The sequence below is a fragment of the Rhodococcus sp. 05-2254-6 genome (genome assembly GCF_002258565.1).
Taxonomy (GTDB): domain Bacteria; phylum Actinomycetota; class Actinomycetes; order Mycobacteriales; family Mycobacteriaceae; genus Rhodococcoides.
Genome location: NZ_NOZF01000190.1, coordinates 19,467 through 34,946, shown reverse-complemented (window position 1 = coordinate 34,946; position 15,480 = coordinate 19,467). Strand labels below are relative to the sequence as shown.

Sequence of the window (15,480 nt, the reverse complement as noted above, 5' to 3'; positions counted from 1 at the left end):
CCGTTCGAAGCATGAAGCCGGTCGGAGCGTCGCCACGAACTGCAACCGCTGCCGTCGTCGCCCTGACGATGACCGCTGCCCTGCTCGCCGGGTGCGCCCGATTCGACGACTCGAATGCGTCGCCGTTCACTCCTGCGCCGGAGGTGGGCGCGGCCGAGCTGGAGCCGACGACCCCCAGCGAGACGACGCCGCCGTCCGATCCCGATGCACCGCCACCGCCGTCCGGTCCGTGTGTCGACCCCGATCCGGCGGTCATCGCGACATGCCTGGACACCACGGGCGGGCTGGTAGCGCTCCCCGACGGACAGTCGGCGCTGGTTGCCGAACGCCGCACGGGTCGCATCATGGAGGTCGCTGCCGGCCGGACGCCGGTCGAGGTGGCCCGAATCGATGTCGACGGCACCGGTGACGGCGGCCTTCTCGACATCGCGCTGTCTCCCACGTACAACGAGGACGGGTTGCTCTACGCCCTCATCACCACGTCCGCGGACACCAGGGTGGTCCGACTCGCTCAGGGCGATGTGCCCAAGGACATCCTGACCGGAATTCCCCGCGGCGCGTCGGGCAATCGCGGGGCGATCGACTTCTACACGCCGAACGAACTACTCGTCCTCACCGGCGACAGCGGTGATCCAGCTGCTGCTGCGAGCCCGAACTCCTTGTCCGGCAAGTTGTTACGGGTGACTTCACTGTCTCCGTCGACGAACCCCCCGCGGCCGCAGATCGCACTGAGCGGCATCGGTACGGCCGGCGACGTCTGCACCGACGGCACCGGAAACATCTACGTCACCGACCGCACCGCGCTCGAGGATCGCCTGCAGCGCATCGACTCACTGGGCGCAGTGTTCAACCCTGTCTGGACGTGGCCGGACCGTCCGGGTGTTGCTGGATGCGCAGCGGGAGAAGGTGGCGTGGCGGTTGCACTCACAACGGCCAAAGCTGTTGCAGCACTGACCACGGACGCGAACACCGGAGCTGTCTCGGCCGAACCGACACTGCTGATCCAGGACGAGTACGGCCAGTTGAACGGCGCGACGAGCTCGGCCGATGGACAGATTCTGGTGGGCACCGTCAACAAGAACGGTGCGGAGCCCGGACCCACCGACGACCGCGTCGTCAAAGTGCCGTTCCCCGGCGGCGGCGGAGGCGGCTTCGACTGAACGAGAAACGACCGAGGCCGAGCGCTCGATTGCGCTCGGCCTCGGTCGTTCTCCGTCGTGATCAGGGCTGGCCGCAGGCCTCCAGTACGAGTTCCTTGACGCGAGCGGCATCGGCTTGGCCGCGTGTCGCCTTCATCACCGCACCGACGATGGCCCCGGCGGCCTGAACCTTGCCGCTGCGGATCTTCTCGACCACACCGGGATTCGCTGCGAGCGCCTCGTCCACGGCGGCCTGCAACTTGGTGTCGTCCTTCTCCAGAACGAGATTGCGCGCAGCCATGACCTCTGCAGGCTCACCCTCGCCCGCCAGCACCCCGTCCACGACCTGACGGGCACCGTTGTTGTTGAGCTTGCCGTCTGCGACCAACGCCGCCACCTCGGCGACCTGAGCCGGGGAGATGGACAGATCGGTCAGTTCGACTCCGGCGATGTTGGCTTGCTGCGCCAGGTACGACACCCACCACGACCGCGCCGCCTGCGCCGACGCACCCGCCTCGACCGTCGCCGCGACCAGCTCGAGCGCACCGGAATTCACCAGATCGCGCATCTCCTCGTCGGAGACACCCCACTCCTTCTGAATCCGACCGCGGCGCAACCACGGCAGCTCGGGCAACGTCGTCCGAAGCTCCTCGATCCAGGCCGCGTCGGGAGCGACGGGCGCGAGATCGGGCTCGGGGAAGTAGCGGTAGTCCTCGGCGGTCTCCTTCTTGCGGCCGGCGGTGGTGGTGCCGTCAGACTCCTGGAAGTGCCGAGTCTCCTGCGTCACCTCTCCGCCCGATTCGAGAACCGCTGCCTGACGCCGCATCTCGTACCGAACGGCAACCTCGACGCTCTTGAGCGAGTTGACGTTCTTCGTCTCGGTGCGCGTGCCGAATTCGGTTGCCGTCTTCTCCATCAGAGACACGTTGGCATCGCAGCGCAACGAGCCCTGATCCATCCGCACATCGGACACGTTCAGCGACTTCAACAGGTCGCGCAACGCGGTGACGTACGCCCGTGCGACCTCGGGCGCACGGGCACCGGTTCCGGTGATGGTCTTGGTCACGATCTCCACCAACGGAACCCCGGCACGGTTGTAATCGAGCAGCGAATGCGACGCCCCCTCGATACGGCCGGTCGCACCGCCCACGTGCGTCGACTTACCGGTGTCCTCCTCCATGTGCGCGCGCTCGATCTCGACTCGAAACGTACTGCCGTCGTCGAGCAGCACATCGAGGTAGCCCTCGGTGGCGATGGGCTCGTCGTACTGCGAGATCTGGTAGTTCTTCGGCTGATCCGGGTAGAAGTAGTTCTTGCGAGCGAACCGTCCCCACGGGGTGATCGAGCAATTGAGCGCCAGCCCGATCCGAATAGCCGACTCCACCGCAGCCGAGTTCACCACCGGAAGCGCGCCGGGAAGGCTCAGGCACACCGGGCACACCTGAGTGTTCGGCTCGGCACCGAATTCGGTGGGGCAGCCGCAGAACATCTTGGTCGCCGTGCCCAACTCCACGTGGACCTCCATGCCCAACACGGGGTCGAACTTGGCGAGCACATCGTCGTAATCGATCAGATCGACCGTTGCAGCAGTCATGGTCAGTAGTTTATGCATTGCACACGACGCGCGAGTAACCACGTGCACTCGTTACCGTGCACGGGTGACTCCCCCAGAGAAGCAGACACTGTCCATGACCGTGCTGATGACACCCGACATGGCCAACTTCTCGGGCAACGTCCACGGCGGCACGATTCTCAAGTTCCTGGACCAGGTGGCGTACGCCTGCGCCAGCCGCTACGCGGGGGCCTATGTCGTGACTCTGTCGGTCGATCGCGTCGTCTTTCGCGAACCCATCCACGTCGGAGAACTGGTCACGTTCTCTGCGTCGGTCAACTACACCGGCCGCACCTCCATGGAGGTCGGTATCCGCGTGGAAACCGAGAACATTCAGCGCGGTGAATTGCGCCACACCAACAGCTGCTACTTCACCATGGTCGCGATCGGCGACGACGGCAAGCCGAAGACACTGCCCCAGTTGACGCCGACCACCGAGGTCGGTGCTCAGCGCTTCGAGGCAGCGCAGCGACGGCGCGAACTACGCCGCGAGACCGAGGAACGCGAAGCCGAAATCCAGCAGGCCTCCGGTCGCATCTGACGGCTCACGACGCCACACCGAATTCAGCCGAAGAACGCGGCGGCGTCGTCGTATCGGGTCTGCGGTACCCGCTTGAGTTGCTTGGTGGCCTCGGCCAGAGACACCAGGCCGATCTCGGTGCCGCGCAACGAGACCATCTTGCCGAAGTCTCCCGAATGCGCCGCATCGGTCGCGTTGACGCCGAATCGTGTTGCGAGAACACGGTCGTACGGCGTCGGCGTTCCACCGCGCTGGACATGGCCCAGCACCGTGGTGCGTACTTCCTTGTTGATACGGCGCTCGATCTCGACGCCGAGCTGGTGGGCAACTCCGGTGAATCGAACGTGGCCGAACTCGTCGATTCCGCCGTCGAGAAGCTGCATCGAGCCCTCGATCGGCTTGGCCCCCTCGGCGACGACACAGATGAAGTGCGAGTCTCCGCGCTGAAAACGCTTGCGCACCAACGTGCACACCTCTTCGACATCGAACGGCTGCTCGGGAATGAGCGTCATGTGCGAACCGGACGCCAGGCCGGCGTGCAGAGCGATCCACCCCGCGTGCCGACCCATCACCTCTACGAGCATCACGCGCTGATGGGATTCCGCGGTGCTGTGCAGTCGGTCGATCGCATCGGTGGCGATGGTCAGCGCCGTGTCGAAGCCGAATGTGACGTCGGTGCAATCGATGTCGTTGTCGATCGTCTTGGGCACGCCGACCACCGGCACACCCTCTTCCGACAACCACGCGGCAGCGGTGAGGGTTCCTTCGCCGCCGATCGGGATCAACACGTCGATGCCGTTGTCCTCGAGAGTCTGCTTGACCCGATCGAGTCCGGCGCGCAACACATCCGGATTGGTGCGGGCGGTGCCGAGCATCGTGCCGCCCTTGGTGAGCAACCGGTCGTTGCGGTCGTCGTTCCGCAGTTGCACTCGACGGTCTTCGAGAAGACCTCGCCATCCGTCCTGGAAACCGACGACGGTGGAGCCGTACCGGGCGTCCGCGGTGCGTACGACTGCGCGGATCACCGCATTGAGCCCTGGGCAATCGCCGCCTCCGGTCAGAACTCCGATGCGCATCGATTTTCGCCTCTCTGCTCGCAGGTCCGTGAAGCGGACCCGGTGACGGACGTCAGCCTAATCGGGCGTGGGATGCTGCGCGCGTCGGTACCGTTGGGTGCTCACTTCGTCGAGGCGAGGCCGTGCGTCAGTCGAGCAGACCCACACGCTCGCCGAGCCAGTCCATCTCCTGTTCCAGCGCCGGGGCCCAGACCTGCATCGAGTGCCCGCCGGGCAGCTCGCTGTAGTGCACGTCGAGACCCGCGGACTCTGCGGCCCTGTATGTTCGCTCGGTCTGCGGCCGGAACTCTTCGTCGTCGGCTCCCACGACGAAGGCACCGGCCGAATCGGGAAAGCTGGTGCGCGAGAGTATGTTCAGCGGCGTCATGCGCTCGAACCGCGCCTCGTTCGCCGGGGTGTCCGTGCCGTATGCCGCTGCAACGGACTCGCTTCTCGTGCCCCGACGTTGCTCGTCCTCACCCGAGATGTCGAGAAAGGTGGGGTACACCGACGGTGCTGTCACCGCCAGCTGCAGCGCGCACGTTCCCCCGTAGGAATACCCGCCGACCGCCCAGGCCCTCGGATCCGAGGACACCCGAAAATTCGACCGAATCCAGTGCGGCACATCGACCGACAAGTACGTCGCGGCATTTCCGAGATTCGAATCCATGCACATCGGATTCGCCTCGGTGTCACCCAGACCGTCGGCCACCACGACGATCGGAGCCGCACCGCCGTGCCGCGCCGCGAAGGCGTCCATCGTCTGGGCCAGACGACCACCCTCGATCCAGTCGACGACGTGGCCGGGTTGGCCGGTGAGCAGCACCAGCACCGGCAGATCGCTCGCTCCGGCGTCGTACGACGCCGGAACGTAGACGGTGGCGGGCCGCGCGGCGAACTGCGACACAGTGCCGGGCACGTCCACATCGACCAACCTGCCGGTGCCCTCGGTCACGGCCGGACGGTGGCCCAGCGCCACGGCCACCGTCGGGTATCGAGTGACGGTCAGATTGGTGAGCACCGTCGCCGCCAACAGAAGCGACGCCACGAGCCCGAAAGCGCTCAGCGGACCGAACACCGCTCCCGGTGCTCGGCCTCGCCGGACCCGCAGCACGACAGCGACGGCGAGGACCGACGTCACGACAACGGCCGCCGTCGACGCGAGCACGGGCACTGCACCGGCAAGCAAGGGCAGATGAGCCAGATCGGCAGCCCACCGATGCAGCACCTCGAACTACCTCAGATCGCCGCGAGCGGCCTCGTATGCGGCACCGACGCGGTAGAGCCGCTCGTCCGCGAACGCCGGAGCCATGATCTGCAGACCCACGGGTAGTCCGTCCTCGGTGGCAAGACCCGACGGAACCGACATCGCGCAGTGACCGGCAAGGTTGGTCGGCAGCGTGCAGAGGTCGTTGAGGTACATCGCCATCGGGTCGCCGACCTTGTCCCCCAACGGAAATGCCGTCGTCGGGGTCGTCGGCGACACCAGCACGTCGACCTTCTCGTATGCGGCATCGAAGTCACGTGCGATGAGCGTGCGCACCTTCAGAGCAGAGCCGTAGTAGGCGTCGTAATATCCCGCGGAGAGGGCGTACGTCCCGATCATGATGCGACGCTTGACTTCCGGCCCGAACCCCTGCGCGCGCGTGGTGGCCATGACCTGCTCGGCGCTGTGCTTGCCGTCGTCCCCCGCACGCAATCCGTACCGCATGCCGTCGAACCGAGCCAGGTTGGACGACACCTCCGACGGAAGGATCAGGTAATAAGCGGCCAGTGCATGCACGAAGTTGGGGCACGACACCTCGACCACCTCGGCACCGAGTTCGGTGAGTGCGGCGACCGCAGCATCGAACGACGAGATCACACCGGGCTGGTACTTGTCCGAGTGCAATTCCTTCACCACACCGACGCGTACGCCCGTCAGGTCACCACGAGCACCCTCTCGTGCCGCTGCGACGACCGGTCGAACAGCCGTATCGACCGATGTGGAGTCCCGCGCGTCGTATCCGGCGATGACCTCGTGCAGCAACGCGGTGTCGAGCACGGTCCGACCACACGGTCCGCCCTGATCGAGTGACGAGGCACAGGCGATCAGTCCGTAGCGCGAGACGCTGCCGTAGGTCGGCTTGGTTCCCACGGTGCCGGTCAGAGCCGCCGGCTGACGGATCGATCCGCCGGTGTCGGTGCCGATGGCCAGCGGGGCCTGGTACGACGCGAGCGCCGCAGCACTGCCGCCTCCGGAGCCGCCGGGGATGCGAGTGGTGTCCCAGGGGTTCTTCGTCGGACCGTACGCCGAGTTCTCGGTGGACGAGCCCATCGCGAACTCGTCCATGTTCGTCTTGCCCAGCACCGGAATGCCCGCGGCCCGCAGCTTCGTGGTCAGCGTCGCGTCGTAGGGCGACATCCACCCGTCGAGAATCTTCGATCCGGCCGTCGTCGGCATGTCGGTCGTGGTGAACACGTCCTTGAGAGCAAGCGGCACGCCGGCCAGAGCCGAGGCAGGTGCGTCTCCCGCCGACAATCCCGCATCGACGTCGGTCGCTGCTGCGAGTGCCTCGGCTCCTGCGACGTGCAGAAATGCGTGCAGGTCACCATCGACCTCGGAGATCCGGTCGAGATGTGCCTGGGTCACCTCGACGGCACTGATCTCACGCCCGTGGATGCGGGTCGCCAGCTCGGACGCGTCGAGCTTCGTCAGGTCGGTCATTCGCTCTCTCCCAGAATCTGCGGCACCGCGAAACGGCCCTCCTCGGCGTTCGGTGCACCGGACAGCGACTGCTCCGGCGTCAGGCCGGGAACGATCACGTCGGGACGCGTGACGTTCACGATGTCACTGGGGTTGGCCGTCGGCGGAACGTCGTCCGTCGCCACCTCCGCCACTGCCTTGACGTGATGAAGAATCGAATCCAACTGACCGGCGAACTCGTCGAGTTCGGCGTCGCTGAGAGCCAAGCGCGACAGCCGGGCGAGGTGAGCGACCTCGTCGCGGGAGATGTCTGGCACCGCGTAGACCCCTTTCAGACGTGAGGAGCGGAGCCCGCAGAAGCGGCCCCGTATTCGTGCAGAGCGAACCTCACAGGTTCGCGAACGCGGTCCAGCCTAGTGCGCAGCATTACGCAGGCTTCACTCACGCCTCGTGGCTTGCGTCGAGTGTCGGAATTGTCACGGCCCGCGTTGCGCGACGTAGCGGACAGGTCGAAGATGCAAGGATTGCTCGCGCCGGGGTGCACAGTGTTCCCTTCTGCCAGCCAGCAACGACCGCTGACGCTGGGGTGGCCGCAGTACGCCAGAAGTCGAAAGGGAGCGTGACATGTCCTACCTGCTCCGCGTCCAACTGCCGGATCGTCCGGGCAGCCTCGGATCGTTGGCCGTCGCGCTCGGGTCGGTCGGGGCGGACATCCTCTCCCTCGACGTCATCGAACGCGGTGACGGTTACGCGGTCGACGATCTGGTGGTCGACGTTGCACCGGGTTCGCTTCCGGACACGCTGATCACCGCAGCCGAGAACCTCACCGATGTCCGGGTCGATTCCATCCGCCCGTACACCGGCGTCCTCGACACGCATCGCGAACTGGAACTGATCGATCGGGTCGCCGCGGCGTCCGACGATCGACTCCAGGTGCTCGTCGACGGAGCGCCCCGTGTCCTTCGAGTGGGGTGGAGCACCGTCGTTGCCACCAACGCTCACGGCCCGTTCCGGCTGGTGGGCAGCTCCGGGGCTCCCGAGACTCACGCCGCCGAGCTGCCGTGGTTCCCGCTGAACGCCCCCGCTGCTCTGGACTCCGACGCCGAGTGGGTGCCCCAGGTATGGCGCGACATGGACACCAAGATCGCCGCTGCTCCCCTCGGTACCACCGGCACCGTGCTGATGCTGGGCAGGCCGGGCGGCCCGGAGTTCAGGCCCTCGGAGGTCGCCCGCCTCGGTTATCTCGCCGGCATCGTCGCGACGGTACTGAACTGACGCACCGATGCACTGACGCGTCCTGGCTCGGTCAGTCCGCCGATCCGGGTTCTGCTTCGGTCGGAGCCACGGCCTCGGGTCCCTCGGTCAACAGCAGGGTGAAACCCGCTTCGTCGAGTACCGGCACGCCGAGCTCGATTGCCTTGTCGTGCTTGGACCCCGGAGCCTCGCCGACGACCACGAACGCCGTCTTCTTGGACACCGAACCTGCAGCCTTGCCACCTCGCAACAGAATCGCTTCCTTGGCCTCGTCACGCGAGTAGGACGTCAGCGACCCGGTGACCACGATCGAGAGCCCCTCCAGGTTCCGCTCGATCGACGCATCGCGCTCGTCTTCCATCCGCACGCCTGCTGCCTGCCACTTGTCGACGATGGCGCGGTGCCAGTCGACCTCGAACCACTCGGAGACTGCGGCCGCAATGGTGCCGCCCACCCCGTCGACCGCCGAGAGTTCCTCGACCGACGCCGCCCGTATCCGCTCGAGGCTGCCGAACTCCCCTGCCAGTGCCCTGGCTGCCGACGGCCCCACGTGCCGAATGGACAGACTGACCAGCACCCGCCACAGCGGCTGATTCCGTGCGGTGGCCAGGTTGTCGAGCAACTTTCGACCGGTGGCGGACAACGACCCGGATTTGGTGCGAAAGATCGCCGTCTTCATCAAGTCGTCCTCGGTGAGCGAGAACAGATCGCCCTCGTCCTCGATGGCCCCGGTGGCCAACAGGTCGGATGCGGCCTCGTACCCGAGGCCCTCGATGTCGAATCGCTGCCGCTCGGCGACGAAGAACACTCGCTCGCGACGCTGCGCCGGGCAGAACTGCGAGTTGGGGCACCGCAGGTCGGCGTCACCCTCCTTGGCCGGGGCCAGTGGCGTCGAGCACTCCGGGCACTCGGTGGGCATGACGAACTCGGTCTCGTCACCGGTCCTGGCGTCGACGACCGGGCCGAGAACCTCCGGAATGACCTCTCCCGCTTTGCGAATGGTCACGGTGTCACCGATCAGAACGCCCTTGCGCTTGACCTCCGAACCGTTGTGCAGCGTCGCCAGCGACACTGTGGACCCGGCCACGAGCACCGGCGTCATGTACGCGAAGGGCGTCACTCTGCCCGTCCGGCCCACGCTGACGCGGATGTCGAGCAGCGTCGTGGTGACTTCCTCCGGTGGGTACTTGTACGCGATGGCCCACCGCGGCGCGCGAGACGTCGTCCCCAGTCGACGATGCAGCGACATGTCGTCGATCTTGACGACCAGGCCATCGATCTCGTGTTCGACGTCGTGACGGTGCTGGTCCCAGTAGACGACCTTCTCGACGACTGCGTCGACGCCCTGCACGCGGGTCGTGTGGGTGGAAATGGGCAGCCCCCAGGAGCGAAGCGCCTCGTACGCGTGCCACTGCGACTCCGGGGTGAAACCCACCATGCGACCGAAGCCGTGGCAGATCATTCCCAGACGTCGCTTGGAGGTGACCGCCGGATTCTTCTGTCGCAGCGACCCCGCCGCCGAGTTTCGTGGATTCGCGAACGGGGGCTTGCCCTCTGCCACGAGCGAGGCGTTGAGCGCCTGGAAATCCTCGAGCCGGAAGAAGACCTCGCCGCGCACTTCCAACAACTCCGGCACGGGGTACTGCTCGCTACCCGTCAGAGTGTCCGGGATGTCGTCGATCGTGCGTGCGTTGAGCGTCACGTCCTCACCGGTCCGCCCGTCACCTCGCGTGGCACCGCGCACGAGCGTCCCGTTCTCGTACACCAGATTCAGGGCGACGCCGTCGATCTTGACCTCGCACAGGTACTCCAGATCAGGCCCTGCCTCGGTCTCGACTCTTTTGGCCCAGGCACGCAACTCGTCGTGATCGAACACGTTGTCCAAGCTCAACATTCGTTCGAGATGGTCCACGGCGGTGAATTCCGTTGCGAAGCCTCCCCCGACGAGTTGCGTCGGTGAATCCGCGGTGCGCAGATCCGGGTGTGCTTCTTCCAGCTCGTTCAGCTCACGCAGCAACGCGTCGAACTCGCCGTCGGACACGATCGGGGCGTCGCGCACGTAGTAGCGAAACTGATGACCGCGTACTTCCTCGGCCAGCATCTGCCATCGCTCACGATCGGCCGACGACGCGGCATCGAGTTCGACACCGACGGTCCCTGCGGTCTCGTCGTTTCCTGCGGGCGGTTCGGTCGCTTCTGGCACGTGTCGAAGATTATCCGAACCCACCGACAGAGAAGCACGGGCTGCAGCGCAGCGACTACCGCCCCAGCAGACCCAGCAACAGCGTCGCGGCGATGATCGCCACCGCGCAGACACCGGCGGTCAAGGCGAATCCGGTCACGAAGGAGTCGGCGTAGATTCCGCCGAGCACGGAGGCCATCACCGACAACAGCACTCCGGCAGGCAGTCCACGTCGCTGAGCATCCGATAGCCGATACATCGCACGATCATCGCAGAGGTCCCACCCAGGCACACCGGCGCATCGAGCGACGTGGTGCTATGGCTCAGATCTCGTCGATGACCAAGCTGTTTCCTCCGGACTGCTTGGACCGGTACATCGCCGCGTCCGCCGTACGGGCTGCTCTGCCGACCACGGACTTCCCCACGTCCCACAGAGCCGAATCCTCGCGCAACAACGCCATTCCCACGCTGACGGTGACGGGGATGTCGTCGCGGTGGTCGCAGAGCATCCGAACCGCGTCGAAGCCGAGATCGACCATCCCCCGCGCATCACCGACCATGGCGACGAGGAACTCCTCGCCACCGGTTCGGGCGAGCACTCCGCCCTGATGCCGGACCAAGCGGCGCAGCCGATCGGCGACGCGCACGATCACTTCGTCGTCGCGGCTGTGCCCGAATCGGTCGTTGACGGACTTGAACTTGTCGATGTCGACAACCAGGAATGCCATGGACATGCCCCGCTTGCTGGCCTGATGCCACAGGTCCAGCAATTCGCTGTCGATGCCGCGCCGGTTGTACACCCCGGTCAGAGGATCGAGAACCGACCGCTTGGCGTCGTTGGACAGCGTCGTCCACGCCACCTGAGCGAACACCGGCACACCGACGGTGGCGAGAAGGAGAACCACGGTGGCCGTCGCCACCGAAGGCCCGTCGATGTATCCGACCTCGCCGTTCATCACTGCCAGGAACACGCGGACACCGAACCCGATGATGAACGTGGCGGTCCATACCAGGTGCGCCACCAGCAGCCGCGGACTGAGGAAGTAGGTGCAGAACGCCCCCGTGACGGCGAACAACACCGTTCCGATCAGGGACGCGACAGGTGCGTACAGAATCAACACCGAGGTCGTGAGAATGTCCCCGAAGGCCAGAAACGCGACGAAGAACTTCTTCCCGGGGATCGGCCCGAACACGCACCGTGCGGCGACGAACACCTGGGTGACGAGAACGAAGAGAACCCAGCCGATGGCCACACTGCCCTGAGGACCGAGATCGCTGAACAGCATCAGGATCGACGTGACGGCGTACATCATCGTGGCGGTGCCGAACACGGCACGAATGATCCCGGTCAGCGGACGGGTCGATCTGTGATTGAGGATCCACTCGAAATCGTGCGGAGCCCCGTACCAGTCGGAGGTGGCCGCGGCCAGTTTCGCCAGAAGACCTCGGCGGTGCCTGCCGGAACGCCGGAGGGAGGCAACCTCGTCGAAGTCGCGACCACCTGATGCCATTTCCGAATTCCCACGTATTCAACAGACCCCCAACGGCCATGTGAATAGTGTCACACCTGTTCGACGTACTAATTGTAGTGGGCTCGATCCTCCGGAGTCCGCGGTGTTTCACTCCGTCCGGCTGTGTGATCTCACAACGAATCGGGTGAATCTCCGAACGCGGCGGCCACGTCGTGGGCGAGTCCTGTTGCGCGACGGGCCCACTCCGGTGTGCTGCCCGCCAATCCACATACAGGCGTCACAGAAGTCCGGGAGGCGAGAACCGACCTGTCGAAACCGAGTCGGTCGATCAATGTGACACCGGGCTCGGCCAGTTCGCGCCACTGGGGTGGCCGCGCGGGGGCTTCGGACGGAATCAACCCGAGTATCAGTGTCTTGCCGGATTGCAGCAGCTCGCCGACTCCGTCGAAGTCGCTGCGGCGCAGCGCAGTCGCGTCGACGGAAACCGCAACGGCACGCGAGCGGCGAAGAAGATCGAAGGGAACATCGCCGTCGCAGCAATGCACCGCAACGGGAAGGTCTATCGTCTCGATCAGTGAATCCAGCAGGTCGAGAACGTCCGGTTCCGGGACTGCGCGCACCGAATCGAGCCCGGTGATCCCCGTCAGGCTGCCGGCCAGAACGGCTGCGAGACTGGGTTCGTCGAGCTGAACGACGACCTCGACCCCCAGCCGACGCGTCAACTCCGCACAGTGCAGACGCAGCCCTTCGCCGAGAGATTCGGCGAAGTGCCGCAGCGCCCCGCGATCGGTCAGGGCCCGATGCCCGTGCCGAAGTTCGACCTGCGCTGCCATCGTGAACGGACCGGCGGCCTGGACCTTGATGGTGCGGCCACTACCGCGAAGCCCCGAGACCTCCCACAGTTCCTCGAGCACATCGAGGTCCTCGGCCAAGAAATCGGTCGCCCGACGGCCGGCGAGCATCGGACGTGGCACGACGCGATAGCCGGAGGTGCGTACGTCGAGTTCGACGTCGACCATGATGGCTCCGGTGCGCCCGATCATGTCCGCGCCCAGACCGCGGGCCGGAAGTTCGACGATGTGTGGAAGCTCGGTGAACTCCCCTACGACGACCGCCGCGGCCTCACGAATGTCGGTGCCCGGCCACGAACCGATACCGGTCGCGAGCCCCGCGAAAACGCTCGGGGTCACTCGCGCTCGGATCGAGTGCCCGAGATGGTCGAGCTGCCGATGACGATGTCTCCGTGAATGTCTTTGCGGTACAGCACCGCTGCCTGCCCCTTGGCCACACCGGTCAGTGGAGACCGCAGTTGGATCTCCATGCCGTCGCCCGCTGCCTCGGCGACGGCCTCGGTCAGTCCACCGTGCGCGCGAACCTGGACGACGCACTCGATGGGGCCGGTCGGGGCGGTACCTTCGGTCCACACCGCGCGGTCACCGCTGATCGCCCAGACGTCGAGCTTCTGCGCGGAGCCGACCATGACCGTGCCACTGTCGGGTTCGATCGACGTCACGTAGCGGGGACGGCCGTCGGCGGCCGGTCCTTCCACACCGAGACCCTTGCGTTGCCCGATGGTGAAGCCGTGCACGCCCTCGTGATCGGCCAGTTCGGCTCCGGTCTCGGAGTCGACGACCTTGCCCGGGCGCACGCCGATGCGCGCGCCCAGGAATGCGCGAGTGTCGCCCGAGGGGATGAAGCAGATGTCGTGACTGTCGGGCTTGTCGGCAACGGCCAACCCTCGCTCGGCAGCTTCCTCGCGAATCTCGGACTTCGGGGTGTCGCCGATGGGGAACATCGCACGCGAGAGCTGTGCCTGGTTCAGTACCGCCAATACGTACGACTGGTCCTTGTCCGCGTCCACGGCACGTCGCAAGACGCCGTCGTGCAGTTGCGCGTAGTGCCCGGTCGCCACGGCGTCGAAGCCCAGCGCGAGAGCGCGGTCCGCCAGAGCGGAGAACTTGATCTTCTCGTTGCAGCGCAGGCACGGATTCGGGGTCTCGCCCGCAGCATAGGACGCGACGAAATCGTCGATGACGTCCTCTTTGAAGCGATCGGCGAAATCCCATACGTAGAAGGGGATTCCGAGTACGTCGGCAGCGCGACGAGCGTCACCCGCGTCTTCCTTGGAACAGCAACCACGCGAACCGGTGCGCAGAGCTCCCGGAGCGGTCGACAGAGCCAGGTGCACGCCGACGACGTCGTGGCCCTCGTCCACGGCACGGGCCGCGGCCACGGCCGAGTCGACTCCCCCGCTCATAGCAGCCAGAACACGCATCAGCGATTTCCTCCTCGAGCTCCGACGCCGGCCATTCCAGCGGCGCGAGCACGTTCGACGACCTGCGGCAGAACCGCAAGCACAGTGGTGACGTCCGATTCGGACGAGCCGGCTCCCAGCGAGAACCGCAGTGATCCACGGGCGACGGCCGGATCGCACCCGAGCGCAATCAGTACATGGCTGGCGCTGGCGACGCCTGCGGTGCACGCCGAGCCCGTCGAGCATTCTATGCCTGCCGCGTCGAGCAACATCAACAGCGAATCACCCTCGCACCCGGGAAAGGTGAAATGCACGTTCCCGGCCAGCCGGTCGTCGCCTTCCGGACCGTTGAGGATCGCGTCGGGAACGGCGTCTCGGATTCCGGCGATCAACCGATCTCGTAGTGCTCCGAGTTCTGCTCGGTGCCGCGCGGAGTCCTCGACGGTAGAACGCAGCGCAGCCGCCATCGCGACGACGCCTGCAGTGTCCGGAGTGCCCGATCGAACGTCTCGCTCGTGCCCCCCGCCGTGGAAGAGCGGAACACACGGGACCTGGCGGCCGAGCAACAACGCTCCGACGCCCTGGGGTCCGCCGAACTTGTGCGCGGCGATGCTGAGGGCGGACAGGCCGCTCTCGGAGAACCCGACGGGCAGATGCGGCACGGCCTGGACCGCATCGCTGTGCATCGGAACCCCGTATTCGGCGGCCACGGCTGCGAGCTCGGCGATCGGCATGACGGTGCCGATTTCGTTGTTGGCCCACATGATCGTCACCAACGCGGTCTCGTCGGCATGCAGGGCCAGCTCGGCGCGCAGGGCATCCGGGGTGACCCGCCCCTCGGCGTCGACCGGGAGCCACGTGACACTCGCACCGTCGTGTGCGACGAGCCACTCCACTGCGTCGAGTACCGCGTGATGTTCAACCGAGCTGGCGATGATCCTGGTCAGCGCCGCATCGGAGTCTCGACGGGCCGCGAAGATGCCCTTGACGGCGAGGTTGTCACTCTCGGTACCGCCGGAGGTGAAGATCACCTCGGACGGGCGCGCGCCCAGATCCGCAGCGATCGACTCGCGGGATTCCTCCACTCGACGCCGAGCGGAACGACCGGAGGTGTGCAGCGAGGACGCGTTGCCCACCGTGGCGAACACAGATGTCATCGCCTCGATCGCACTCGGCAGCATCGGGGTCGTCGCTGCGTGATCGAGGTACACCGGTGGCCGCGGCGGGACGGGAGCAGTCGTACTGCGCACAGAAGGCATAACAGGCTAGACGATACCCGCTGCCGTGACCGCGGACCTACCTGCGC

General features: G+C 66.1%; 14 protein-coding genes. 3 read left to right on the top strand and 11 right to left on the bottom strand.

Features of this window, described 5'->3' with window-relative positions; all coding sequences use genetic code 11:
• Positions 1-11 precede the first annotated feature (11 nt).
• Positions 12-1,160, top strand: coding sequence for a PQQ-dependent sugar dehydrogenase (locus CH256_RS26795; protein ID WP_094671443.1), 1,149 nt, complete (start codon positions 12-14; stop codon positions 1,158-1,160).
• 61 nt (positions 1,161-1,221) lie between these two features.
• On the opposite strand, the gene gatB is transcribed toward CH256_RS26795, so the two are convergent.
• Positions 1,222-2,733, bottom strand: a complete 1,512-nt coding sequence (gene gatB / locus CH256_RS26790; protein ID WP_094671441.1) for an Asp-tRNA(Asn)/Glu-tRNA(Gln) amidotransferase subunit GatB — start codon at positions 2,731-2,733, stop codon at positions 1,222-1,224.
• Between the two features lie 94 nt (positions 2,734-2,827).
• Between gatB and CH256_RS26785 the strand changes: the two genes are divergently transcribed.
• The gene (locus CH256_RS26785) at positions 2,828-3,292 is read left to right on the top strand and encodes an acyl-CoA thioesterase (RefSeq protein WP_256989563.1); all 465 of its coding nucleotides are present in this window, start codon (positions 2,828-2,830) and stop codon (positions 3,290-3,292) included.
• Between the two features lie 23 nt (positions 3,293-3,315).
• Here CH256_RS26785 and CH256_RS26780 read toward each other — a convergent pair whose 3' ends face one another.
• The 4 genes from CH256_RS26780 to gatC form a co-directional block, all read right to left on the bottom strand.
• Positions 3,316-4,347 carry an ATP-dependent 6-phosphofructokinase gene (locus tag CH256_RS26780; protein WP_094642260.1) on the bottom strand — a complete coding sequence of 344 codons (1,032 nt, stop codon included), beginning with the start codon at positions 4,345-4,347 and terminating at the stop codon, positions 3,316-3,318.
• 127 nt (positions 4,348-4,474) lie between these two features.
• Positions 4,475-5,554, bottom strand: coding sequence for an alpha/beta hydrolase (locus tag CH256_RS26775; RefSeq protein ID WP_256989562.1), 1,080 nt, complete (start codon positions 5,552-5,554; stop codon positions 4,475-4,477).
• Positions 5,555-5,560: 6 nt separating this feature from the next.
• On the bottom strand, positions 5,561-7,033 hold the full coding sequence (gene gatA, locus CH256_RS26770; protein ID WP_094671419.1) for an Asp-tRNA(Asn)/Glu-tRNA(Gln) amidotransferase subunit GatA: 1,473 nt from the start codon (positions 7,031-7,033) through the stop codon (positions 5,561-5,563).
• Positions 7,030-7,329, bottom strand: coding sequence for an Asp-tRNA(Asn)/Glu-tRNA(Gln) amidotransferase subunit GatC (gene gatC / locus CH256_RS26765; protein WP_068045762.1), 300 nt, complete (start codon positions 7,327-7,329; stop codon positions 7,030-7,032). The genes gatA and gatC overlap by 4 nt, the downstream gene beginning before the upstream one ends.
• Before the next feature lie 307 nt (positions 7,330-7,636).
• Here gatC and CH256_RS26760 point away from each other — a divergent pair, with 307 nt between their 5' ends.
• Positions 7,637-8,287 carry an amino acid-binding protein gene (locus tag CH256_RS26760; RefSeq protein WP_068045765.1) on the top strand — a complete coding sequence of 217 codons (651 nt, stop codon included), beginning with the start codon at positions 7,637-7,639 and terminating at the stop codon, positions 8,285-8,287.
• A 31-nt stretch (positions 8,288-8,318) separates the two neighbouring features.
• On the opposite strand, the gene ligA is transcribed toward CH256_RS26760, so the two are convergent.
• The 6 genes from ligA to CH256_RS26730 all read right to left on the bottom strand — a co-directional run bounded on the left by ligA (position 8,319) and on the right by CH256_RS26730 (position 15,433).
• A complete protein-coding gene (gene ligA, locus CH256_RS26755; RefSeq protein ID WP_094642450.1) occupies positions 8,319-10,367 on the bottom strand; it encodes an NAD-dependent DNA ligase LigA in 2,049 nt (682 codons plus the stop codon).
• A gap of 157 nt (positions 10,368-10,524) precedes the next feature.
• Positions 10,525-10,707 carry a hypothetical protein gene (locus CH256_RS26750; protein ID WP_068045768.1) on the bottom strand — a complete coding sequence of 61 codons (183 nt, stop codon included), beginning with the start codon at positions 10,705-10,707 and terminating at the stop codon, positions 10,525-10,527.
• Between the two features lie 64 nt (positions 10,708-10,771).
• Positions 10,772-11,959: a GGDEF domain-containing protein gene (locus tag CH256_RS26745; RefSeq protein ID WP_094671417.1), complete on the bottom strand. Its 1,188-nt coding sequence runs from the start codon at positions 11,957-11,959 to the stop codon at positions 10,772-10,774.
• A gap of 131 nt (positions 11,960-12,090) precedes the next feature.
• Positions 12,091-13,110, bottom strand: a complete 1,020-nt coding sequence (locus CH256_RS26740; protein ID WP_094671415.1) for a methionine synthase — start codon at positions 13,108-13,110, stop codon at positions 12,091-12,093.
• On the bottom strand, positions 13,107-14,195 hold the full coding sequence (gene mnmA / locus CH256_RS26735; RefSeq protein ID WP_068045774.1) for a tRNA 2-thiouridine(34) synthase MnmA: 1,089 nt from the start codon (positions 14,193-14,195) through the stop codon (positions 13,107-13,109). Before mnmA ends, CH256_RS26740 begins: the two co-directional genes overlap by 4 nt.
• Positions 14,195-15,433, bottom strand: a complete 1,239-nt coding sequence (locus tag CH256_RS26730; RefSeq protein ID WP_068045777.1) for a cysteine desulfurase family protein — start codon at positions 15,431-15,433, stop codon at positions 14,195-14,197. The genes mnmA and CH256_RS26730 overlap by 1 nt, the downstream gene beginning before the upstream one ends.
• Positions 15,434-15,480: the final 47 nt, after the last annotated feature.

Coding starts and splice junctions, on each gene's coding strand:
- ligA (WP_094642450.1), bottom strand. CDS start 10,367: ATGCTGGCCGAGGAAGTACGCGGTCATCAGTTTCGCTACTACGTGCGC.
- gatA (WP_094671419.1), bottom strand. CDS start 7,033: ATGACCGACCTGACGAAGCTCGACGCGTCCGAGCTGGCGACCCGCATC.
- CH256_RS26730 (WP_068045777.1), bottom strand. CDS start 15,433: ATGCCTTCTGTGCGCAGTACGACTGCTCCCGTCCCGCCGCGGCCACCG.
- CH256_RS26785 (WP_256989563.1), top strand. CDS start 2,828: ATGACCGTGCTGATGACACCCGACATGGCCAACTTCTCGGGCAACGTC.
- CH256_RS26780 (WP_094642260.1), bottom strand. CDS start 4,347: ATGCGCATCGGAGTTCTGACCGGAGGCGGCGATTGCCCAGGGCTCAAT.
- CH256_RS26750 (WP_068045768.1), bottom strand. CDS start 10,707: ATGTATCGGCTATCGGATGCTCAGCGACGTGGACTGCCTGCCGGAGTG.
- CH256_RS26795 (WP_094671443.1), top strand. CDS start 12: ATGAAGCCGGTCGGAGCGTCGCCACGAACTGCAACCGCTGCCGTCGTC.
- mnmA (WP_068045774.1), bottom strand. CDS start 14,195: ATGCGTGTTCTGGCTGCTATGAGCGGGGGAGTCGACTCGGCCGTGGCC.
- CH256_RS26745 (WP_094671417.1), bottom strand. CDS start 11,959: ATGGCATCAGGTGGTCGCGACTTCGACGAGGTTGCCTCCCTCCGGCGT.
- gatB (WP_094671441.1), bottom strand. CDS start 2,733: ATGACTGCTGCAACGGTCGATCTGATCGATTACGACGATGTGCTCGCC.
- CH256_RS26760 (WP_068045765.1), top strand. CDS start 7,637: ATGTCCTACCTGCTCCGCGTCCAACTGCCGGATCGTCCGGGCAGCCTC.